This window comes from Mycolicibacterium monacense (genome assembly GCF_010731575.1).
GTDB lineage: Bacteria > Actinomycetota > Actinomycetes > Mycobacteriales > Mycobacteriaceae > Mycobacterium > Mycobacterium monacense.
Genome location: NZ_AP022617.1, coordinates 389245 through 410000, shown reverse-complemented (window position 1 = coordinate 410000; position 20756 = coordinate 389245). Strand labels below are relative to the sequence as shown.

The 20756-nt window shown below is 63.7% G+C and carries 24 protein-coding genes; 6 read left to right on the top strand and 18 right to left on the bottom strand.

The genetic code is table 11. From position 1 onward, the window contains the following. Positions 1-27: 27 nt before the first annotated feature. Both G6N49_RS02015 and G6N49_RS02010 read right to left on the bottom strand, forming a co-directional pair. Positions 28-885: an ABC transporter permease gene (locus G6N49_RS02015; RefSeq protein WP_011856592.1), complete on the bottom strand. Its 858-nt coding sequence runs from the start codon at positions 883-885 to the stop codon at positions 28-30. Next, positions 882-1577 (bottom strand): MlaE family ABC transporter permease, encoded by a 696-nt coding sequence (locus tag G6N49_RS02010; RefSeq protein ID WP_221222622.1) that lies wholly within the window; start codon positions 1575-1577, stop codon positions 882-884. Before G6N49_RS02010 ends, G6N49_RS02015 begins: the two co-directional genes overlap by 4 nt. Positions 1578-2166: 589 nt before the next feature. Between G6N49_RS02010 and G6N49_RS02005 the strand changes: the two genes are divergently transcribed. Beyond that, complete coding sequence (locus tag G6N49_RS02005) at positions 2167-2964, top strand: TetR/AcrR family transcriptional regulator (protein WP_083044780.1); 798 nt, start codon at positions 2167-2169, stop codon at positions 2962-2964. A 5-nt stretch (positions 2965-2969) separates the two neighbouring features. Here the strand turns inward: G6N49_RS02005 and G6N49_RS02000 are convergent, their stop codons facing one another. From G6N49_RS02000 to G6N49_RS01955, 10 genes are all read right to left on the bottom strand, one after another. Continuing rightward, positions 2970-3797: a fumarylacetoacetate hydrolase family protein gene (locus G6N49_RS02000; protein ID WP_083044781.1), complete on the bottom strand. Its 828-nt coding sequence runs from the start codon at positions 3795-3797 to the stop codon at positions 2970-2972. An 11-nt stretch (positions 3798-3808) separates the two neighbouring features. Then, positions 3809-4345 (bottom strand): YceI family protein, encoded by a 537-nt coding sequence (locus tag G6N49_RS01995; protein ID WP_235679480.1) that lies wholly within the window; start codon positions 4343-4345, stop codon positions 3809-3811. Between the two features lie 108 nt (positions 4346-4453). Then, positions 4454-5053 (bottom strand): aromatic-ring-hydroxylating dioxygenase subunit beta, encoded by a 600-nt coding sequence (locus G6N49_RS01990; RefSeq protein WP_011856597.1) that lies wholly within the window; start codon positions 5051-5053, stop codon positions 4454-4456. Beyond that, positions 5047-6453 (bottom strand): aromatic ring-hydroxylating oxygenase subunit alpha, encoded by a 1407-nt coding sequence (locus G6N49_RS01985; RefSeq protein ID WP_011856598.1) that lies wholly within the window; start codon positions 6451-6453, stop codon positions 5047-5049. The genes G6N49_RS01990 and G6N49_RS01985 overlap by 7 nt, the downstream gene beginning before the upstream one ends. 25 nt (positions 6454-6478) lie before the next feature. After that, complete coding sequence (locus tag G6N49_RS01980; protein WP_011856599.1) at positions 6479-7300, bottom strand: SDR family NAD(P)-dependent oxidoreductase; 822 nt, start codon at positions 7298-7300, stop codon at positions 6479-6481. Continuing rightward, the gene (locus G6N49_RS01975; RefSeq protein WP_011856600.1) at positions 7300-7878 is read right to left on the bottom strand and encodes a VOC family protein; all 579 of its coding nucleotides are present in this window, start codon (positions 7876-7878) and stop codon (positions 7300-7302) included. The genes G6N49_RS01980 and G6N49_RS01975 overlap by 1 nt, the downstream gene beginning before the upstream one ends. A 37-nt stretch (positions 7879-7915) precedes the next feature. Beyond that, on the bottom strand, positions 7916-8323 hold the full coding sequence (locus G6N49_RS01970) for a nuclear transport factor 2 family protein (RefSeq protein ID WP_011856601.1): 408 nt from the start codon (positions 8321-8323) through the stop codon (positions 7916-7918). Positions 8324-8350: 27 nt separating this feature from the next. Then, complete coding sequence (locus tag G6N49_RS01965) at positions 8351-8794, bottom strand: nuclear transport factor 2 family protein (RefSeq protein ID WP_225892039.1); 444 nt, start codon at positions 8792-8794, stop codon at positions 8351-8353. Between the two features lie 35 nt (positions 8795-8829). Next, a complete protein-coding gene (locus tag G6N49_RS01960) occupies positions 8830-10011 on the bottom strand; it encodes an acyl-CoA dehydrogenase family protein (protein WP_011856603.1) in 1182 nt (393 codons plus the stop codon). A gap of 154 nt (positions 10012-10165) precedes the next feature. Continuing rightward, positions 10166-10726: a flavin reductase family protein gene (locus tag G6N49_RS01955; RefSeq protein WP_011856604.1), complete on the bottom strand. Its 561-nt coding sequence runs from the start codon at positions 10724-10726 to the stop codon at positions 10166-10168. 141 nt (positions 10727-10867) lie between these two features. Between G6N49_RS01955 and G6N49_RS01950 the strand changes: the two genes are divergently transcribed. Further along, a complete protein-coding gene (locus G6N49_RS01950; RefSeq protein WP_011856605.1) occupies positions 10868-11092 on the top strand; it encodes a ferredoxin in 225 nt (74 codons plus the stop codon). 27 nt (positions 11093-11119) lie between these two features. Here G6N49_RS01950 and G6N49_RS01945 read toward each other — a convergent pair whose 3' ends face one another. After that, complete coding sequence (locus tag G6N49_RS01945; RefSeq protein ID WP_083044782.1) at positions 11120-11698, bottom strand: TetR/AcrR family transcriptional regulator; 579 nt, start codon at positions 11696-11698, stop codon at positions 11120-11122. Between the two features lie 374 nt (positions 11699-12072). Here G6N49_RS01945 and G6N49_RS01940 point away from each other — a divergent pair, with 374 nt between their 5' ends. From G6N49_RS01940 to G6N49_RS01930, 3 genes are all read left to right on the top strand, one after another. Continuing rightward, a complete protein-coding gene (locus G6N49_RS01940) occupies positions 12073-13185 on the top strand; it encodes a cupin domain-containing protein (protein ID WP_011856607.1) in 1113 nt (370 codons plus the stop codon). Continuing rightward, positions 13182-14153 (top strand): dihydrodipicolinate synthase family protein, encoded by a 972-nt coding sequence (locus G6N49_RS01935; RefSeq protein WP_011856608.1) that lies wholly within the window; start codon positions 13182-13184, stop codon positions 14151-14153. The genes G6N49_RS01940 and G6N49_RS01935 overlap by 4 nt, the downstream gene beginning before the upstream one ends. Before the next feature lie 110 nt (positions 14154-14263). Beyond that, positions 14264-14437, top strand: coding sequence for a hypothetical protein (locus G6N49_RS01930; protein ID WP_163647388.1), 174 nt, complete (start codon positions 14264-14266; stop codon positions 14435-14437). A gap of 248 nt (positions 14438-14685) precedes the next feature. On the opposite strand, the gene G6N49_RS01925 is transcribed toward G6N49_RS01930, so the two are convergent. Genes G6N49_RS01925 through G6N49_RS01905 form a run of 5 tightly spaced genes read right to left on the bottom strand, consistent with a single transcriptional unit; the run spans position 14686 to position 18850 of the window. Next, complete coding sequence (locus tag G6N49_RS01925; RefSeq protein WP_011856609.1) at positions 14686-16149, bottom strand: aldehyde dehydrogenase; 1464 nt, start codon at positions 16147-16149, stop codon at positions 14686-14688. After that, positions 16146-16343 carry a tautomerase family protein gene (locus G6N49_RS01920; protein WP_011856610.1) on the bottom strand — a complete coding sequence of 66 codons (198 nt, stop codon included), beginning with the start codon at positions 16341-16343 and terminating at the stop codon, positions 16146-16148. Before G6N49_RS01920 ends, G6N49_RS01925 begins: the two co-directional genes overlap by 4 nt. Before the next feature lie 4 nt (positions 16344-16347). Further along, entirely contained in the window at positions 16348-17133 is a 786-nt protein-coding gene (locus tag G6N49_RS01915; protein WP_011856611.1) for a 2-keto-4-pentenoate hydratase, read from the bottom strand. Next, positions 17130-17924 (bottom strand): 2-keto-4-pentenoate hydratase, encoded by a 795-nt coding sequence (locus G6N49_RS01910; protein WP_011856612.1) that lies wholly within the window; start codon positions 17922-17924, stop codon positions 17130-17132. The genes G6N49_RS01915 and G6N49_RS01910 overlap by 4 nt, the downstream gene beginning before the upstream one ends. Beyond that, positions 17924-18850: a VOC family protein gene (locus G6N49_RS01905; RefSeq protein ID WP_041925134.1), complete on the bottom strand. Its 927-nt coding sequence runs from the start codon at positions 18848-18850 to the stop codon at positions 17924-17926. The genes G6N49_RS01910 and G6N49_RS01905 overlap by 1 nt, the downstream gene beginning before the upstream one ends. Before the next feature lie 357 nt (positions 18851-19207). Between G6N49_RS01905 and G6N49_RS01900 the strand changes: the two genes are divergently transcribed. Beyond that, complete coding sequence (locus G6N49_RS01900; protein ID WP_011856614.1) at positions 19208-20701, top strand: aldehyde dehydrogenase family protein; 1494 nt, start codon at positions 19208-19210, stop codon at positions 20699-20701. Positions 20702-20756: the final 55 nt, after the last annotated feature.

The following is a 20756-nucleotide window of genomic DNA, read 5'->3' as shown; positions in this document are numbered from 1 at the left end:
TCGCCGGCGTCGTTGATCAGAGACACCTCAAGCCCCCGAGAATTGGAAATTGCCGCTTTGCCCATAGATGGCAAGCGAAGCGAACAGAATCACGAACACCGCTGCGATCAGCGACGTACGAACCGCCCGACCAACAGCTTCGCCGACGCCCGCGGGCCCTCCGGACGCGGTGAAGCCGTAGTAGGTGTGCACCAGCATCACGACGAAGCCCATCAACACCGCCTGGAACAGTGACCAGAGGATGTCGGAGGGCTGCAGAAACGTCGAGAAGTAGTGGTCGTAGATGCCAGTCGCCTGCCCGTAATACACGGTGGTGGCGAAGCGCGCGGACATGAAGGACATCCATACCGCGATGCAGTACAGCGGGATGACCACGATGACGCCGGCGATGACCCTGGTCGAAGCCAGGTAGGCGACGGAGCGGATACCCATCACCTCGAGTGCGTCGATCTCCTCGTTGATTCGCATCGCACCCAATTGGGCGGTCGTGCCCGCGCCGATGGTGGCGGACAGGCTGATGACGGCGGTCAGCGGGGTGACGATACGGCCATTAACGTAGGCGGACACAAAACCGGTCAGGGCCTCCACGCCGATGTCGCTCAGCGAGCTGTAGCCCTGGATCGTGACAAGCGAACCCGCTGTCAGCGTGAGGAAACCGACGATGCCCACTGTGCCGCCGATCATGGCGAGCGCGCCGGCGCCCAAGCCCATCTGCGCGATCATGCGCAGGGTTTCGCCCCGGTAGTAGACCAGGGCCTCCCACATAGCACCGAGCGTCTTGGCGTAGAACCGCGCCTGCGCACCGATCCGTCGCCAGCCGGCCACCCAGCCGTCCAAGCGGTGCGTCAGGCCGGGAAACCGCGGGCCGGCCACGCTGAGGCTCATGCCGTCGCCTTGATGCCGACAGCGGTGACGATGACGTCGATGACGAACAGTGACACGAACGAATAGACCACCGTTTCATTCACGGCATTGCCGACGGCCGCCGGTCCCCCACCGACCGAGATTCCCTTGTAGCAGGCGAGGAGACTGGCGGTCAGACCGAAGAGCCCAGCCTTGACCAGAGCTATGCCCAACTCGGGTGCGCCGGTGAGGAGTGTGATGCCGGCGACAAAGGAACCCGGTGTCACGTTCTGGACGAATACCGAAAAGCCGAAGCCACCGACGAGGCCCGTCACGATCACCACGCCGGACAGCAGTAAAGACACCAACGTGGCTGCGAGCACTCGAGGTACCACCAGCGCCTGAACGGGATTGATCCCCAGGACGCGAAGCGCGTCGAGTTCTTCGCGGATGGTGCGGGAGCCGAGGTCGGCGCACATCGCGGTCGCGCCCGCACCCGCGACCACCAGAACACTGACGAGGGGACCGATTTGGGTGACAGCGGCAAGGGCTGCACCGCTTCCGGAGAAGTCGCCTGCACCGAACTCCAGCAATAGGACGTTCAACGTGAAGACCGTGAGCACAGTGAACGGAATGGACAGCATCAACGTCGGAACCAGCGATACCCGGGCGACGAACCAGGTCTGCAGGATGAACTCCCGCCCGGCAAATGGCCGGCGCGGAATCAGCATCATGGTGTCCGCCGCGAGCGCGAAGAAATCCCCGAGTGCGCGGACGGGCTTCGCCGCCGAGTGAGACGAGATCACCGTGACCTCTCTGATGAAACACTGATGACGTTGCTGACACGCAGCGCAAGGTGCTGTCCGGTGACACCGTCCGCGGAGGGCCTCGGTCGCACGGAGAGTGGGCCGCACCGGCGCAGGCGCTGCCAGGAGACATGTGCACGAGACGGGTGAAGTGTCATTGCGACGATACTTTAGTTTCATAACAATAGTGGGTCAAGGGGCGGCGGAGATCTGGAACGCAACACCTGCGCCGGCCACCGCCTGTCCAAGATGCCTCGACGTGACAGCAGGCGCCATACACGTTGTCTGCCAGCGGATTACGTGACGAAGTTCGGGGGATGTCGCTCCGCGAATACGGTCATCCGCAACCATCTCGGACGCCTTCGATCCTCCTTCATAGGGCGCCAGCGTATGGCTGGAACCAGCCGACGTCGGTCGGCATCGCGGGGATCGGCTGCGCTCCCAAGCGCGCGCATGAAGGGATGCCCGACGGGGGCGCCGTAGCAACCGCCGGATAATCCCTCGATGCGATCAGAAGATGTTCGGCCAGGGGCGCGTCTATGTTGCTGAACTGCATTCAGCACAGGCTGAAACGGACTTCACGTTTTGTCATCGGGGACGACATTTGAACATATACCGCTGTATATGTTCATCAGGACGAATTGCGATATTATTCCTGTACCAGGGACTGTTTTCCGCATCCGCGGTGAACTGGACGCGAAAGGCCGATCCGGTGGCAACTAGGGCGACTACACAGGCGCGCATCTTCGACGGCGCCCTCCACGCGCTCGCGCGGCAGGGACCGAGGAAGCTGGCAATGAGCGATATCGCCGACGAAGCCGGGTTGTCGGTCGGCACGCTGTACCGGTATTTCAAGAACAAGGACGAACTGATGCGCTCGCTGGGCGATCATTTCGTCGAGAAGCTGCAGTCAGTACTTCAGCAGACCATCGAAGACAATCCCCGACCGGCTGACCGGCTGCAAATCGTTGTCGACGTCATGCTGCGATTTTGGCTGGAGAATCCGGCGACCGTACAGATCGGTCAACTCGAACCCGGATTCGTACTGGACTACATCAAACTGGTGACCCCCAAACTGTCGACAGTGCTGCACGACGCCATCGAGCCCGTGCTCAAGGACAGCACCGCCGTCCTCAGTGGATCAGTGACCCTGGACGAGGTAGTAGATCTGATTGTGCGCATGGCTGTTTCGCACTACTTCATGCCCTCGAACGATTATCGAGAGTTCCGTGACGTCCTGGTCCTCCTCGGTGCATCAGCCGGGCTCGAACCCAGAAGGGCCCGCGCCAGAACCGCCAACAAAGCCGCCAGCTGAGGCGGTCACAGCGACTTTTCACCCACGATGTTGCGAAGAACGCCCACGCCTTCTACCTCAGCCTCGACGACGTCGCCCGCCTGCAGATATCGGCCATCTTCGAACCCGACACCGTGCGTCGTGCCGGTGAACACGATGTCGCCGGCAGCCAATGGCATCCTGGCGACGACATAATCCAAGCACTCATCGATGCTGAAGATCATCTTCCCGGTGCGATCATGCTGGCGCTGCTCACCGTTGACACGCAGTGAGATACCGACATCGATCTGACCGGATCCGCCGAATTCGTCCTTGGTGGTGATCCACGGTCCCACCGGCGTCGTTCCCCCGAGAGCTTTGATGGAGAACAGATCCAGTCCCCCGCTCATCGGTACGGCGGCATCACGAGCGCTGACGTCGTTGCCCACCGTGTAGCCCAAGACGGCTTCGGTAGGTCGTCCACCGGGGTGACTCACCGACTGCGCCAGCACCACGACAAGTTCGACCTCGAAGTCCAACTGCTCGGTGATGACGGGATTGGCCAGGACGTCACCGTGACCGATGATCGCCGCGCGGGGCTTGAGGAATCCGAGCGTGCTTTTCGGCCGCTCGGTGACGCCCAACTTCTCCAGGTGAGACCAATAATTCATGCCGACTCCCACGACGGTGGACGTCGGCGTGATCGGCGGCAGCAGCCGAACATCGTCCAATTTCAACGGCGGTCCACTGAAATCGAAGGACGCCCGACCTTCCGCGGCTGCCGCACCCCACTCAGCGATGTCACCGAAGAAGGGCTGCACTGTCGCGTTGTCGACGTCCACCACCGCCCAGGAGTCGTTGTCCGGCAGGCCAATCCTGGCGATCTTCAGTGCCCTGTCCCTTCACTCGACGCAGTAGGTGAACCCTCGAGACGAATATCGACGGTGACGGTCTGTGATATCGCTCGGTCGAGGAACTTCGGACGCACCTGGTAGACGAAGCCGAAGTCCCGGCGCAGGAATTCCGCGCGGCCCGTGACGATCGGTCTGGGCCGACCGTCACCGGGAGCGAAGCGCTCCAGTCGAATTCGTAGTGGCACTTGTCTTGTCACGTCCAGGAAAGTGAGCTCGCCAGACATCAGGTACTCACCCGGACCAAGGCCCGCGGCAATACCGGTGGAGCGGTACGTCGCCGTCGGGTGCTTGTCGACGTCGACGAGATGCGCCGAGAGGATCGCGCTGTCACGACCCTTGCTACCAGTTCTCACCGAGCCCAGATCAATGGTGGCGGTTACGGACGAATCGAGCGGGTCCTCGGCCACCACGATCCGACCCCGGACGGCGAGCGTGCCGTGTACGGTGTGCAGACCCAGGTGACCGACCGAGAACTTCAGCTCCGACCGGACCGTGTCCACGGGCCACATTCCTGGCATGTACCCCGGGATTTCCGATGTCGCAGACGACATTGGTACCTCACTTGTGTAATTGCCGGCCAGCTGGACGGCACTCGGCTGTTGTCTCCAGAAATCCGGCTACAGATAGACCGCCAGGTTCTGTACCCCCAGCGTGGCCTGATCGAAATAGATTGTCCGCGCGGCGAGTTTCCACTCATCGCCTACCCGGATTCTGTCCACCCGTCGAGCCGGGAGGAACTCCAGCTGCGGTTCGTCATAGCGGGAGCGGATCAGGACGATCGAGCTGAAGACTTCGTACTCGTCGGCTTTGTCGGTCTCGTAGCTTCGCACCTTGTGCACGATCCGCTGGGTGCGCGACAACGGGTTTTCTGACCAGGCACTGTCGGTCTGGGTCAGCCGCATGAGCTTCAACATCAGGGTCATGATGTTCTCGTTGAAGTGGTACATCTCCGCCTCGAACACCCCCTTCGATCGATGATCGCGGGTGGTGCGTACCGGCGCCCGGTAGATGATGTCGGGCGCCAGCAGGGCCAGCCAGCCAGTCAGATTGTCGTCGTCCAGCAGCGACGACTCGTCTTCGAGCCATTCCACGATCTGGGCATGGCGCGGGTCGGTTGCCGGCAACCGCTTGCCTTGCGGCAGCGGGTAATCGACGGTGCCCAGGCCGGCATGGGCGGGGGGAACAACCTCTTCTCGGGTCGCTTCAGCGGTCACCATGCTCTCCCTTCCATCATCTCGGTGTAGCGGACCCAGAAGTTCCACTGCGTGTCGTCCTTCGGGAACCCGGCATAGATCTCGCCGGGACCCGGCCAGTCATCTGGCTTGTGCTCGCCGGTGATCGCCTGGTACCGCAGCTTCTGGTCCTTGCCGAGGGCACCACGGGCGGCATGGGTCTGCATCGGCCAGGTATCAGTGTCGTCGGCCTCGACGAAACCACTGATGCCGAATGTGGCCGCTGTCATCAGATTCACGGTGTCGCGGAGTTCCTGCGGCGCGTCGCGCTCAACCAGGCTCCAGTGGAAAAGCTCGAAATGCTCGGGACCGCGCGGCACCCATACCCGCCAGCTGAGGAAGGCCGACGGCGTGCCGTCGGGGAACTGGAACGGCATGCAGAGAGCGGCTACGTTCGGCCACAGTTGGCCGACCTGCGGAGTGAACTCCGCAAGGATCTTGAGCTGTCCGTCGTCGAATCGTTCGGCCAGGCCGTCGACCATGTCGGGTGACATCCCTGGCGGCGGGACCAGGTGCAGCCGCTCCATTGGCGTCATCTCAGCGAGGTTCTTGCCTTTGAGGGCGTTGACGTAGTGCTCCTGGGTCAAGTCGAAGCAGCGCACGAAATGGCCGTTGTAGCTGGCGCTCACGCCGGCCATCGCCGGCTCCTGTGTCTCGCCTTCAGTCGACAGCAGCTGCAGTTCCTGCATCGACCGGTGCAGCGACAGGGTATGGAAGATATCGCCGGCGAACTGCTCAGCGGCACTCTTCCAGTTTGCCTTGATGATGAACCGCTGGGGATGACCAAGGACCGTCATACCACCGCGGGTGCGGTTGAACATCAGATCCCAGTAGTACGTCATCGGGCCGAGGTACTCCCGCAGGGTCGGCGCATTATCGTCGAAGGTCACAAAGATCATGCCGCAGTAGGTTTCTACCCGCCCCTTGGCCAGACCCAGTTCGGACTTGGGACGCAACAAGCCGTGCATGTCTTCACGGGCGATGGGGGCCCCGACGAAGGTGCCGTCGGGCTTGTACACCCAACCGTGGTAAGCACATTGAAACGTCTTGGCGTTTCCGGCCTCGAACCGGCACACCTTGGCTGCACGGTGGGCACACACGTTGAGCGCCACCGTGAAGTTGCCGTCCGCCGCCCGGCTGATGATGACCTCGTCCTCGCCGACGTAACGCAGGACGTAGTCGTCCACGTTGGGGATCTCATCCTCGTGCGCCACCGCGGTCCACGCCTTGGCGAAAATATGTTTCAACTCCAGCTGGTAGAGCTCTGGGTCGACCAGGACCCGCAGCGAAACTTCCCTGAAGTCCTTGTCAATCAGCTCCGACAACGGGGTCCCGTCCGAAAGGACCGGTCCGGTCGGGGCGTGTTTCACCTCATCTATGGTCACGCCAACTTCTCCTTTTCCTGTGATTTCATTGCCCGGGACTGGCGGGCGGTGAGTCGAACACCGAGGGATCCGGCGGCCGGGTGTTCAACCTCGGCACATGCAGGCCACCGTCGACCGGAATCGTGGCCCCGGTGATGAAGCGGGCTTCCTCGCTGGCCAGAAAGGCGACCACGGGGGCGATGTCGTCTTCCGGGTCACCCATCCGTCCCATCGGGATCATCATCGGAATCGCCTCCGCGAGTGCGGGGTTGTCGGCCACCATCTGTTCGAAAGCGGCTGAGGCGGCGATCGGCGCGATGGCGTTGACACAGATGTTGTGGCGTGCCCACTGGAAGCCGGCCGTGCGGGTCAGTGCCTGCACACCGCCCTTCGCGGTGTTGTAGTCACCGTGGACCCAGTTGCCGTTGTCGGCGTCGATCGAATAGAAGTTGATGATCCGTCCTCCGCCGCGGGCCTTCATCAGCGGGAACGCGGTCTGCATGCCCCACCAGACACTCCACAATCCGACTTTCATCGTCTGCTCGAGCATTTCGTCCGTCTTGTACTCCAACGGGACGTCCGGCGTCAGCGCGATGGCGTTGTTGACCAGGATGTCGAGTCCGCCGAAGGACTCCTGCGCGGCGGTGATAGCGCCCTCGATATCGGTCTTCCGGGACACATCGGTCTGCACGAACAGCCCTTCGCCGCCGAGCTCACCGATGTCCTCCACCACCTGCTTGCCCGCATCCCGATCTAGCTCAGCGGCAATGACTTTCGCGCCCTCGCGGGCGAACCGGCGAGCGATGCCCCGGCCGATGCCCTTGCCGGCTCCTGTGACGACGGCGACCTTACCGCCCAACCGACTCATTACGCGGTGCTCTCCGATCCGGCTCTGGCTTCGACGACCTCACGGACCCGCGCGCGGAAGTTTGGGTCGTGGGTGTGGCTGAAGTTCACGTTTCCGCTCTCGCCGTCGAACTCATGCAGACCGGTGAGATCGCGGTCACGATCGGCGAAGTCCGCAGCGTAGCCGTTCTCGCGAACCGCCACGATCTCCCACCAGTTGCCGTCGGGATCGGTGAAGTAGAACGACGTGTCCCCATGCATGTGACGGGGCTCGGTGATCTGCTTGATTCCCCACTGGTCTTTGATCTCGACCAACTTCTTGTGCGCGGCGTGGACTTCTTCCACGGTGCCGACGTCAAGCCCGTTGTGCGCCAGCATGGTCATCGTGCTCTCCTTCCCGGTCTCCACCACGGCGTAGGCGTGGTTGGTCCCGAGCCGGATCATCATCGACCTGCTGCTCGGCTGAATCACCTCCAGCCCGAGCACTTCCTCGTAGAAGCGGCGCGCCCTGGCCAGATCCACGGTCTCGAGGGTGCCGTGACCGAGGCGCTGAAGCTTCAGGACAGGTTCACCGGTGAACTTGTCTGTGATTGCGGGCATCAGGGGTTCCTTCTCATCGATGGGAATATCTCTTCGGTCACACCGGGGTCTGCGGACTGGTTTGGAGCGCTTGCATTGCGGTCGCCATCTGGGCTGAGTCCATGTATTCGTCGATCCGTCGAATCTGGCCGTTTACCACGGAGATCCGCTGAATAGCCGGGATGGATGCCGGCTGTCCTCCGGGCAGAGTGATGTGCACGACGTGGCGTTGAACGCAGGCACTGTCCACCAGGTCACGCCCTGCAATCTCGTAGCGGGGCGCAAGCGCCGCCAGTCCGGCGAGTGCCGCCAGCGCCTCTCTGGCCGGCTGCCCGACCTGGTCGTAGTTGTGCCAGATCACTGCGTCGTGCGTGAAGAGGGCGTCGAGAGCGCCTGCGTCGCCCGCCGTCAGCGCGGCGACGAACTTCTCCACGGTGCCCAGAACGTCATGGTGGTTCTCAGCCATGTGACTCGCTTTCGTTGTCCGGCCCGGTCACGGCCATACCTTGGGGGTGAAGATCGGGCGTGCGATCCGTGACGAGATGCGCCAGCCCTCTGCGGTTTTGGTGTAGGTGTCGTGAAACTCGATGACCCGTCCGTTGTCAGTGGCGTAGACCACCGGCCCACCGTCTTCCGCGAGCGGACCGTGATAGACCATGGCGCACACCACCGCTTCTGCGGAGTCGTCGTCGGCCCTGGTCAGGTGGAAGTTCGTCAACAGGTGACGGGTGGTCACCTTCGGCCGCTCGCGCATCCCCTGACGCATCTCCTCGTGGCCGTGATGGACGATTCCGGCCCGGTCGAACACCGCGTCCGGGGTGAACAGCCCGATCATGGAATCGAATTCACCGTTGTCCATGAAGTAGGCGAAAGCGTTGTTGAGGCGGCTGAGCTCCCAGTGGGTGGTCACGGCCTGTGGCGTCATCGTGGCTGTCATGGCGTCGGTTGTCATCCTGTCGGTTGTCCCGGCCGCTAGGCCAAGGCGGCCGGCGGGACGTCCTCTCCGACGAGCAGCGCACCGACGATCGTGTAGATCTCCGCACTGGCGGCGGCGTGCTGCGCCGCCGTCCGCACATCGCGAAGGCGTCGCTGCAGAGTGGACGTGTTGTACATGGCGTTGCTGCCTGCCAGTCCGAACGCCTCGTTGACGATCTCGACACACTCCGTGTGGGCCCGCGCCACCATCGCCCGCTGGCGTGTCGCCTGCAGCGGCGACATGGGTTCACCTGCCGACGCCGCGTCCCACATCAGACGGACCTCCTTCTCGGCCAACGCACGGACCGAGGCCAACCGGATGTCGAGTTGCCCCAGCCGGTATTGGAATACGGGGTCCTCAGCCAGTCGCATGGTGGGGTTGAACGCGGGTCGTTTCGTCTTGGCCAGCGCTCGAAGATCGCCCAGGGCGCCCTCGGCGATGCCCATGACCACCGCGACATGGGTCGGGCCCAGCGCCAAGCGGACAGGCAGCCGAAACAGCGTGGTGTCCACGGTGGCTGGTCCAAAGAAGTTACCAATGTGCTGATCGGGAACGAAGACATCCCTGAGCACGAAGTCGTTGCTGTTCGTCCCGCGCAAGCCAACGGAATCCCACGTCTGAACGAAGTCAGCCTGCTGCGCCGGCACCATCGCCAGCACCATCTGGGGCACCCCCGCGTCGGTCATGACGGGCGCACCTTTCTGCAGCACGATGCAGCTGCCCATCATCCACTGATGCTCATAGCTACCGCTGGCGAGAGGCCACTGCCCGTTGACGACATAGCCACCGTCGGTGCGGATCGCCACCCCTTTGGGGGCGAACGCTCCGCGGGCCATGGTGTCGGGTCCTTCGGGATAGATCTCCCCGTCGAGGACGTGCTGGGGGAAACGGCCGAACACCGGCGCGAAGTCAGCACCGATCATCACAGTCCAACCCGCTGACGCGTCGGCCTTCGCCACCTCCTCGATGACAGCCATGGCATCGAGCATGCTCATCTCTTCACCGCCGTACTGGCGAGGCACGAACATCCTGAATGCCCCTGCGTCCGTGAGCCGCTGGATCAAATCGGCCGGGATAAGCTTCGCCGCCTCGATCTCATTCGCTCGTTCGGCGATCTCGGGAACGATCGCCCGGACGGCGTCCAAGACGGTGGTGGTGTCGGCCTCGACGGCTGTCATGTATGTGTCCTCCAATTGGCCAATCGCCCGGGCGCTTACGCCGGCGTCGGTTAAACGAATAGTTCGCGTTGAACAGTAGTAGTATTATGTGTTCAGTATCACCGCGGCGTCAAGGCATCAGGCGAAGTTCCTTCGCACCGATCCGCGGCGCGCCTCACATCGGACTGCCCGGGGAGCCCGATGCGACCTCGGTGTCCACAGCCACTTCCAGACGGCGAAATGCACTGCCGTGGAACACCAGCGGAGCAACGCCCGGCTCGGTGTGCAGCCGATGAATCTCCAACATGGCGATTGTGTGATCGCCTCCCGGGACCTCATTGAACAGGGAGCACTCCAGCCACACCGAAGCACCTGACACGAATACGGCGCCGTCGGCCGTAGGCACCCAGTCGATGTCGCTGAAGCGATCGCCCTTGCCCGACAGCCGCACGCACGCGTCCTCCTGGTCCTGCGCCAGCACGCTCAATCCGAGTCGACGCAGCCGTCGCAGCCGGGGCCAGGAGGTGGATGTTTTCTGTATGCAGACCGCCACCAGAGGCGGATCCAGCGACAGCGAAACGAACGAGCTCGCCGCCATCCCGACTGGATCGCCGTCTGCGCCCACACCGCACACGGCAGTCACGCCGCTGGGAAAGGACCCAAAGGCCGTACGTAGGACCCGTCGGTCCGTTGATATCGGATCTAGTTCTGTGACACGTTGTTTCGGGTCAGCCAACCTGCGCTCCTCCGGCGATCGCGCTAAGTGCCACCCAAGCGGGCGACATATGCGATTAGGACACAATCTGTATAGACTGTTCAGCACAGGACACTACCTCACAAAGTTTCACTTCCCAGGCCATCGGAGGAGCCGAGCATCATGGCAGACAGCCAGCTACCACTTGTGATCACAGTCGACCGGTCGAAGTGCTGCGGATACACCCTGTGCGCCGCTGAAGGTCCCGACGTCTACACGATCGACGACGCTGGATACGCCGTGGCACCTGAGAGCGTGCCGCTTGAACTCGAGGCGCAGGCCCGCCGAGGAGCGCAGGCCTGTCCTGCCGAAGCCATCACCGTGCGTCGCGCCGAAGCCGGCAAATGATGGCGACGCTTCGGGTCGACTGAGGTTTCAGACCAGGTACAGGTCGGGAGTCCACCGGGCCAGACACGGCAACGCCAGGATCGCCCGGGGCACGTCGGCCAGATCAGGGGTCGGCAACACGTACGCCGACATCACGATGCGGAGGATGAGTTCACTGAGCTGACCACTGGTCACACCCATGGACCGAACGGCACGGGTCATGTTGAGAGCCGGCGCCAGCAGCTCGTCCAGCAGGCAGACGAACTCCGGAAAGATCTGCTGCAAGAAGTCCACGCCGAAGCCCGGTTCAAGGGCGATCACCTGCATGATTTCCGGATGGTCGCGGCCGACGTCGGCCATCGCCTCCACGACCACCCGGACACGAACGTCGAGTTCGGGCCGCTCTTCTACGGCGTTGACGATTCCGTCTTCAAAGAGCTTCACGACTCGTACTCCGACCGCATTCGGGAGGTCTTGCTTCCCACTGAAATAGCGATACAGCGTTCCGCGGGCGATCCCCGCCTCAGCGCTGACGTCGGTCATCGACAGCCTTCTCGCACCGCTGCGTGCCAGCGCCGTAGTGGTCGCGTCGAATATGCGCGCAAGCATGTCGTGGTTCGCCGCCATCGGTCCTCCTCTGCCTTCCACTCTGCAGAGCGTATTCCCGACGTGCAGAAGAAGACGTGGAATCGACAACATTACGCATATCTGTCCTAGGCGGCTCACGGCTGCCTGGTACGGCGGTCCCGTAGATCGACCGCCCGTGCAGCGCGAGAACAGCGAGTACTCAAGTTACGTTTTAGACAGAATCATTCTTAAGTGTCTTGTCGTGCGCCGCGGCCGGTGCTAGCGTCGGCGCTGCGTCGTCATCACCGGGAAGCGGTCCCGCGGGCTCGAGGCATCGACACTCGAGGCCGCCGTGGACGTTTCGGCCGACCGGCGACGACGGGTCGAGCGTGAGCTGCTCCGACTGCCACGGTTTCCTACGAGGACAAGGGATTATGACGACCACACAGGAGTCCGTGTCGGATCTGGCACTGTTCGACAAGAAGCTCGACGAACTGCACCTTCGTGGCCAGTGGCAGTATGACGCGCAGCTGGTCCAGCTCACCGACGGACCCATCCCGGCGGGTGTGCCGTTCCGGTGGTCATGGGAACTCGCGGATCGCGCGCTGACCGAGATGTGCGCGGCGGTGTCGGGCGAAACCGCCCGCAGAAACTTCACTTTCATCAACCCGGCTCCTGACGTCAACGGCACGTCGCAGACCTTGGCAATGGGCATGCAGATCACCCTTCCGGGCGAGATCGCCCCGGCACACCGGCACTCCATCAACGCTTTGCGTTTCGTCGTGGACGGCAGCCCCGACCTGTTCACCGCGGTCGACGGGGAGAAACTGCCGATGGAAGACGGTGACCTGATCATCACGCCGGCCTATTCTTGGCACGATCACCACAACGAAAGCGATAAGCGCGGCGTCTGGGTCGACATCCTCGACGTGCCGCTCATGGGTTATCTGCGTCAGATGTTCTTCGAACCCTTCGGTGGTCGCACGCAGCCATTGCACGAAGACGCTGCCTCCTGCACGAGCACTCGCGCCGCCCATGTACGCCCTGCGTGGGAAGCTCGGCAGAGCTCTCGCATTCCATTCCGGTACGCGTGGAGCGAGGTTCGGGCCGCCTTGGACACACATCGCCACAGTGACGGCAGCCCGTTCGACGGTGTCATCCTGCACTACGCCCACCCGATCACCGGCGGACCGACGCTGCCCACCATCGACTGCTTCGCACAGCTGCTCCGTCCGGGGCTGCGCACCGAACGCCACCGCCACACTTCCAGTGCGGTGTACTACGTCGTGGAGGGCACAGGCACCACAGTTGTAGGTGACGAGGAAATCGACTGGTCTGCCGGCGACTCGTTTGTGGTGCCCAACTGGATGTGGCATGCCCACATGAACCGGTCTTCCGACGTCGACGCCGTGCTCTTCTCCGCGACCGACGCTCCCGTGCTTCAGGCGCTCGGAATGTACCGCGAGGAGCCGCACCACTCATTCGGTACCCAGCCATATCCCATCGTGCCCGGCGATCTCGTATCCGCGGCGAAGACACGGGCATGACCATGGCGATCACCCGTGCGGACATCAGAGGGATCGTGGGCATCGTGCCGACACCTGCGACCGAGGACGCCGATGACTGGCGTTGCCTGAACAGCGTCAATGTCACTGAGACAGAGAAGATGGTCGAGCAGGTCGTCGACGCGGGGATCGATATCGTGATGACCACCGGAACCTTCGGTGAGTGTGCGTCGCTCACTCATCAGGAATGGCTTCAGTTCTCGGCCTGCGTTGCCGAGACGATCCGGGGCCGCGCGCCGTTCTTCGCCGGCGTGACGACGTTGAACACCCGCGACACCATAGCGCGGGGTCGCGAAGCGATCGACGCCGGCGCCGACGGTCTCTTCGTCGGTCGTCCGATGTGGCTGCCGCTCGATGACGCCGGCGTCGTGCGCTTCTATCGCGATGTCACCGAGGCGTTGCCCGGGGTGCCGGTAGTGATCTATGACAACCCCGCCGCGTTCAAGGGCAAGATCAGCGTCGACGCCTACCAGCAACTTGCCGATGCGCCCGAGATCGTTGCGACCAAGCACGCAGGCGGGCCGACTCTGGAGGGCGACATCGAGGCCTTCGGCGACAAGGTCGCCGTGCTGCCCCTCGACAGCGACTGGGTCCGCGTTGCCAAACGCTTCCCGGCCAGGGCAACGGCGTGCTGGTCGGGGAACGTCGCCTGTGCACCCTCGCCGTTGGCCTTGCTCTCGCGCGCCGTGCTGTCGCAGGACTGGGCACAGGCGGACGACATTTCCGAGCAGGTGAACTGGGCATTGGCCCCGCAGTTCGGCGGTGACATGTCGCGCTTCATGGACTACAGCATTCCGGTCGGGCGCGGCCGGTTCCGCGGAGCGGGCTTGATCGACTGCGGGCCCAGCCGGCCGCCCTATACCGATGCACCGGCCGACATGGTCGCCGGCGGTGAGGAAACCGGCCGCCGGTGGGCCGCCCTGGAGGAAAAGTACCGCGCCTTCCGCTGAGCCGAGCGAGTTGTGTGACCGCCGGTGGCCGGTGACACGTGGGGCCCAGGTGATTCGCCGCAGTCCTTCATACGAGTCTGTATCAGTGCTGCCTATCCAGAAGCCACGGCGTGGGCGGTGATGCTCTCGATGTGATCGCCGAACGCGGCGCTGTGGCTGTGCACCGCGATCGCGCGTCACGCCGGCCGGGTCGAGCCGCACCGCTACTGCACACCATCACCCACCTGCTGGGGCTACTCGACGAGAAGTACCTGGGCCCCCCGGAAGGGGCCCCACGGGAGTGAAGCCATCAGCACGCCACAGCCGGGCGGTTGAGGTGGCGGTACCGAACGGCCAGAGCGCAGGAACCAGCCCAACCGTCAGACCGATGTGGCGTGGACCTTGGCGCAAGCAGTGTGAGATCGACCCGCGCCGCATCACCTCGGGCGGGGTGACCGTCGAGCAGTGTGACGGGCTGGAGCCGTGCAATTCTTTGGCGCAGCACACGACCCGCGACCCGCCAATCCCATCAGGAGCTGGAGCTGTTAACCACTTAGTCACTCTGGACGTGAGCGGACGCAATGTCACTGATCGCCATCACAACCGCCTTCGGCTCGGTGAAGAACTCACGGCTGAATGTGCCACCCTCACGCCCGATTCCGGAGTCGCCCACCCCGCCAAACGGCGCGCGAAGGTCGCGAACGAAGAAGCAGTTTACCCAGACGGTGCCCGCGTTCAGCGCGGCTGCCACGCGGTGCGCCCGGGAAAGATTCTCGGTGAACAACATCGCGTTCAGCCCATACGGTGTGTTGTTGGCTGCAGCAATGCCGTCTGCTTCGGTGTCGAAGGGCGCGACGACCGCGACCGGGCCGAATATCTCTTCACGGCAGAGCCGCGCGGTGGCAGGTAGATCCGTCACGACGGTCGGGCGGATGAGCCATCCCTCCCCCGGACCACCCGTGCGCATGGTGCCCCCATCGGCGGGGATCCCCTCGACGTACGAGCGGACCTTCTTCCAATGTTCTTCCGACGCCAGTGGACCGAGCTGAGTGCCGGCGAGTTTGGGGTCACCGGCGATCAGTGATTCGGCAGCATTGACAAAACGGGACAAGAACTCATCGTAGATCTCCCGCTGGACATACAGCCTGCTACCGGCGAGACACACCTGCCCGGCGTTGGAGAAGATCGCCCGGATCGACCAGCTCACCGCGCTGTCGAGGTCGGCGTCGGCGAAGACCAGATTGGCACCCTTTCCCCCCAGTTCCAGGCTCACCGGGGTCAGGTGTGCCGCTGCCGCGGCGGCGATGGTTCTGCCCGTGCCGGTTTCGCCAGTGAAGGTGATCCTGTCGACGCGGGGATCGCCGGTAAGGGCAGATCCCACCGAGCCGGGGCCGTACCCGTGCACGACATTCAGGACGCCATCGGGCATTCCGGCCTGCAAAGCAAGTCGCGCAAGGATGGTCGCGGACGCGGGAGTGTCCTCGGCAGGTTTGAGGACGACGGTGTTTCCCCAGGCGAGCGCCGGTGCGACCTTCCACGTCTCGAGCATCAGCGGGAAGTTCCACGGCGCGATCGCGGCGACGACACCCGCCGGCTCGAATCTGGTGTAGGCGTGGTGACCGGTGTCCATCGGCAGTGCCTCACCGGCTGAGAGCCGCGCATGGTCTGCGAAGAACCGGAAGTTCTGCGCAGACCGCGGCACGTCGTTGCCGCGGGTGTCGGTGATCGGCTTTCCCATATCGGTGGTGTCGGCGAGGGCCAGCTCGTCGCGATGCTCGATGATCAGATCGGCCAGCCGGTGCAGAACTGCACCCCGTTCCGCCAGACCCATTCGTGGCCAGGGCCCGTCGTCGAAAGCGCGGCGCGCCGCCGTTACGGCGCGGGCGGCCTCCTCATGCCCGCCGAGCGCCACCCTGGCCCACGGCTGGCGGGTCCACGGATCTACGGTGTCGAAGCATGCCCGACTGGCCGACTCGGTCTCTTCACCGTCGATGACGTGAGGTATGAGCTCGGTCATGAACCCTTGTTCCGCTCCGCGATGGTCACGTCACCGGCGGCCCAGTGAGTATCGGGAACTTCACGCAGGACCACACGGATGGTGGAGCGCGATGCGCCCAGCGCGGTCTCGACCGCGTCGGTGAGCTCGGTGATCAGCGTACGTAACTGATGCGGCGCGCGGCCCTGGACCAGGGTGACTTCGACTAACGGCATCGCGTTACTTCCCTCCGTGGACGACGAGTGAACCCAGGTTCGAAAAGTGCATTCGCACCGCGGTTTTCGGACCGAGCGCCACCGCGTCGGTCATCCCGCCGGTGAGCACGATCCAGCCGCGCTCGATCACCATGTTCCGATCGGCGAGCACGTTTGCCGCCAACGCCAGCGCCTCGGCGGGGTGGCCCTGAACCGCGGCACCGGTGGCGCTGTCGACGATGACGCCGTCGACTTCGACCAGGCACGCCTCCAGTGAGAGGTCCAGTTCCTCCGGCGGCAAGCCGATCGGACCCGTCACATACCGACCCGATGACGCGTTGTCGGCGACCACGTCGGGCAGGGTGAACCGAAAATCGCGGTAACGGGAGTCGATGATCTCCATGCCCGCGTAGACATGCCCTACCGCTGACATCGCCTGCGCCGCGGTGACACCCGGACCGCTCAACCTATCCTTCATGACGAAGACGAGTTCCGGCTCGACGCGGGGGTGAATCAGCGCGCCCTCCGGTAACGGCGCCCCGGCTGGCAGCGTCATCGCATCGGTCAGCCACGCGACCAGCGGCGACGAGATACCCATTCGCTGCTGCTTGGCCCGAGACGTCAGGCCGAGCTTCACACCCACGACGGTTTCACCACGCTCGACTCGGCGGCACAACGTCTCATCCTGAATTGCGTAGGCCGTCCGCAGATCCAGGTCAGGCCAATCGTCGGTGATCGGGTTGCGGGCAGTTCGCGTGTCCTCGGCGTCGAGCAGCTCGGTCGCCGCTCGGTCAACGGTCCATGTGTTCATGACTGTCCTTCGGCGAAACATGCAGTGACGTGCCCGAGTTGAGCGAACTGTGCGGTCCATACATCGCCAGGGCGCACCGCTTGTGCCGCGGTCACCGAACCCGGTAGCACGACGTCGCCGGCCCTCAGACAGTCGTTCTGCTGACCCAGGGTGTTGGCCAGCCATGCCAGCGATACCACCGGAGAACCGAGCGCCGCTCCACCGGCTCCCGTTGCGACCACCTCGCCGTTGCAGTACAGGTTGCACCCGAGGAGTCGGAGGTTCGCATCCGTGGGCCGAACAGGATGCCCGCCGAGCACGACCCCCCCGGACGACGCGTTGTCGGCGATCGTATCGGCGATGCTGATACGCCAGTCGGCGATGCGGCTGTCGATGATTTCCAGTGCCGGCAGCACGAAGTCCACTGCAGCCACGGCCTGGGCGACTGTCACACCCGGACCGGCGAGGTCGCGCTTCATGATCAGGGCGATCTCCGGCTCGACACGCGGCTGCAGGAAGGCGGTCACTGCGATGGGATCGGACTCCGAGTAGAACATCTCGTCGTGCAGGACACCGAAATCCGGTTGACTCACCCCCATCTGACGCTGCATGGCCGCCGAGGTCAAGCCGACTTTGTGGCCCTTGATGGCGCGGCCTCCGGCCGTCCACCGGTCGACCTGGGCTCGCTGGATGGCAAAGCCCTCCGCAACGGTCAAGTCGGGGATTCGGTCGGTCAGCGGGGCGATCGGGCGGCGCGTCGCATAAGCCGCAAGTAGATCCTCCGCCATCTGACGGCACTCTTCGGTGCGCATCACACGCCGAGCTCAGGCGCAGCGACGGAATGCGGTGCAGTCGAGCGGGCGGCGAGTTGAGGCTGGGAGACGGTTCGCTGGGTCGGCCCCAACCACATATCGATGGAGCCCGGCTCCGCGAGGTCGAACATGCGCGGAGTCCACGCCTCGTCGTCGATCAACTGAACTCCGAATGAGTACTCGTAGGTCAGGTTGTCCGGCCCGAGGAAGTAGATGAAGATGGCCGTCGACGTCGGGTGGCGGCCTGGCCCATGCAGGATCTGCACGCCGTTCTGTTGCAGGAATCGCCAGTTGCGCATCACATCGTCGAGAGTCCCAACTTGGAAGTTGATGTGGCAGAAACCCGGTCCGGCGTCGTTCTGGAAGAACGCCAGCTTGTGATGGACGGGGTCGATACGCATCAGGCAGGCTCCGTCACCGATCCAGTCGGACACCTTGGCGCTGAACACCGTGGACCAGAAGGCGTGCGCGGCCCGCACATCGGGTGCGTCGAGGCACAGGTGGCCGAACTCCGCAATGCCTGCGGCGGGTCGACCGAAGTTGATCGGACGGGCCAGAGTGCTCTGGCCGGTGACCAGTTCGACGTGGTTGCCGAACGGGTCGTCGAAGGCGATGAAGTTGCGGACATGCCGGTGCCGCGCTTCCTGTTCGGAGCCACGCGTTACCGTGCAGCCGTACTGCTGCAACTCGACTTCGGCTGACTCGAGCGCGGCATCATCCCGCAATGAGAACGCCGATGCGAGGACCCCTGGCCGGTTGGATTCAATCAGGGCCAGGCAGTGATGACGGGCGTCGGCCCTCAAGTAGGTGACATCGTGGTCCTCGGCTACCGGATCCAGCCCCACGATGTCCACCGCGAAGCGGGTCGCACGCTGGAGATCCGTCACCCCGGATCGCACGTAAGCGATGTCCTGCAGTTCGATCATCTCCGACCTTCCTGGACCTACCGACGCAACCCGGTCCGCACTACAGTGCCGCACGCGCGCCTCCGGTATTACTTATACTCTTGAACTATATTGCGCACTACCCCTTCGGGTCAAAACCGTCCTGGCACTCCTGCTGAGTCGGCGAGCGCAAAGGGCAATTGGGTAAACTGTTGGTCAGACTCGTCGGATTAATCTGTGCAACAGGTTATTACGTGTCCTGAGCGCGATCGGGCGGCGGGCACTGTAGCGTCCAGCTTCATTGTCCTCCAAAATTATTTTGGAACATGAACTTTCTGGCGGCGTTGGGCACTAGAGTTGCATCAGACAAGTAATACTTCAGGAAGTGAGCATCTGCACGTGCAATCCTCTCTCGATAGCAACAAGACGTATGTCGCGGCCCTGCTCGACCGTGACTGGCGGATGTTGATCGGGGGCGACCGCGTCGCCGCCGGTGACGGCGCGACGATGGAGATCACCGCCCCGCACGACGGCTCCACGATCGCCCGCGTGCCTGCCGCCAGCCCCGCCGACGTCGACGCGGCTGTCGCGGCCGCGGCGGCGGCGTTCCCGCAGTGGCGCGCCACCACCTTGCTCGAGCGCGCGGAGATGATCAGGTCGTTCGCGCAGAGACTGCGCTCCCGGGCAACCGATTTCGGCTTGCTCGACGCCGTCGACACCGGTAATCCCGTCACAGCCATGATCGGCGATGTGATGATGGCGGCCCGGTGGCTCGACTACCACGCAGCGGTGGCGTTCAGCATCACCGGCGACACTCTTCCGTCGATGACGCGCAGCTGGCTGATGACCCGCAAAGAACCGTACGGCGCGGTGGCGCGGATCATTCCCTACAACCACCCGATCCTGTTCGCCGCCGCCAAAGTGGGCGCCCCGCTGATCACCGGTAACACCCTGGTTCTCAAGGTGCCTGATCAGGCTCCGCTGTCCTCGCTGCTGATGGCCGAAGTGGTACTCGAGTCGTTTCCCCCCGGCGTTGTCAACATCATCTCGGGAAGCGGCGCGGTGGCCGGAGATGCCCTGGTGCGGCACCGCGACGTCAAGCGCATCGCACTCATCGGCAGCGTCCCGACTGGCCAGAAGGTGATGGCGGCGGCAGCCGAGGCCGGCATCAAACACGTCACCCTGGAGCTTGGCGGCAAGAACGCGATGATCGTCTGCCCGGACGCCGACCCGAGCGCCGTCGTCGAAGGCGCCGCTTTCGGCATGAACTGTCATTGGAGCCAGGGGCAGTCCTGCGGATCGACTACCCGACTCTTTCTTCACGAGTCACTTCACGATCAGGTGGTCTCCGGCCTGGTCGAGCGATTGAAATCGATCAGGATCGGCCACCCGCTGGATCCGGCGACTGAGATGGGTTGCCTGGTGTCGGAAGCCCAGTTCGACAAGGTGAACCACTACATCGACGTCGCGAAACGCGAAGGGGCCAGGCTGGTCACCGGCGGCGGACGGCCGCCCGGAAAGGAATTCGAGGCGGGCTTCTACGTCGAGCCGACGGTCTTCGCCGACGTCGACATGTCGATGACCGTTGCGCGTGAGGAGATTTTCGGTCCGGTCTTGTCGGTGCTGCGATTCACAGACCTTGACGCCGCCGTCGCTCAGGCGAACGAACTACCGTTGGGCCTGACCGGCGCGATCTGGAGCAACGACATCACCACCGCCGTCTCGGTGGCAGACCGACTCGACACCGGCTACGTGTGGATCAACGGCAGCGGCAGCCACTTCCTCGGTGCGCCGTTCGGTGGTCACAAGAACAGCGGAACGGGTACCGAAGAGGGAGTCGAGGAATTGGAGAGTTACCTCCAGACCAAGACCGTCAACATTCCTCTCCGCTGAGTCGCCCGACCCGCCCGACACCGCGATGATTGGTTGACCTCGATACTGTACAGAG

Coding starts and splice junctions, on each gene's coding strand:
- G6N49_RS02010 (WP_221222622.1), bottom strand. CDS start 1,577: ATGATGCTGATTCCGCGCCGGCCATTTGCCGGGCGGGAGTTCATCCTG.
- G6N49_RS01910 (WP_011856612.1), bottom strand. CDS start 17,924: ATGCGCACCGAAGAGTGCCGTCAGATGGCGGAGGATCTACTTGCGGCT.
- G6N49_RS01915 (WP_011856611.1), bottom strand. CDS start 17,133: ATGAACACATGGACCGTTGACCGAGCGGCGACCGAGCTGCTCGACGCC.
- G6N49_RS02005 (WP_083044780.1), top strand. CDS start 2,167: ATGTTCGGCCAGGGGCGCGTCTATGTTGCTGAACTGCATTCAGCACAG.
- G6N49_RS01935 (WP_011856608.1), top strand. CDS start 13,182: ATGACCATGGCGATCACCCGTGCGGACATCAGAGGGATCGTGGGCATC.
- G6N49_RS01965 (WP_225892039.1), bottom strand. CDS start 8,794: ATGACAGCCACGATGACGCCACAGGCCGTGACCACCCACTGGGAGCTC.
- G6N49_RS01975 (WP_011856600.1), bottom strand. CDS start 7,878: ATGCCCGCAATCACAGACAAGTTCACCGGTGAACCTGTCCTGAAGCTT.
- G6N49_RS01995 (WP_235679480.1), bottom strand. CDS start 4,345: ATGTGGCCCGTGGACACGGTCCGGTCGGAGCTGAAGTTCTCGGTCGGT.
- G6N49_RS01920 (WP_011856610.1), bottom strand. CDS start 16,343: ATGCCGTTAGTCGAAGTCACCCTGGTCCAGGGCCGCGCGCCGCATCAG.
- G6N49_RS01990 (WP_011856597.1), bottom strand. CDS start 5,053: ATGGTGACCGCTGAAGCGACCCGAGAAGAGGTTGTTCCCCCCGCCCAT.
- G6N49_RS02015 (WP_011856592.1), bottom strand. CDS start 885: ATGAGCCTCAGCGTGGCCGGCCCGCGGTTTCCCGGCCTGACGCACCGC.
- G6N49_RS01980 (WP_011856599.1), bottom strand. CDS start 7,300: ATGAGTCGGTTGGGCGGTAAGGTCGCCGTCGTCACAGGAGCCGGCAAG.
- G6N49_RS01970 (WP_011856601.1), bottom strand. CDS start 8,323: ATGGCTGAGAACCACCATGACGTTCTGGGCACCGTGGAGAAGTTCGTC.
- G6N49_RS01950 (WP_011856605.1), top strand. CDS start 10,868: ATGGCAGACAGCCAGCTACCACTTGTGATCACAGTCGACCGGTCGAAG.
- G6N49_RS01945 (WP_083044782.1), bottom strand. CDS start 11,698: ATGGCGGCGAACCACGACATGCTTGCGCGCATATTCGACGCGACCACT.
- G6N49_RS01905 (WP_041925134.1), bottom strand. CDS start 18,850: ATGATCGAACTGCAGGACATCGCTTACGTGCGATCCGGGGTGACGGAT.
- G6N49_RS01940 (WP_011856607.1), top strand. CDS start 12,073: ATGACGACCACACAGGAGTCCGTGTCGGATCTGGCACTGTTCGACAAG.
- G6N49_RS01960 (WP_011856603.1), bottom strand. CDS start 10,011: ATGACAGCCGTCGAGGCCGACACCACCACCGTCTTGGACGCCGTCCGG.
- G6N49_RS01925 (WP_011856609.1), bottom strand. CDS start 16,149: ATGACCGAGCTCATACCTCACGTCATCGACGGTGAAGAGACCGAGTCG.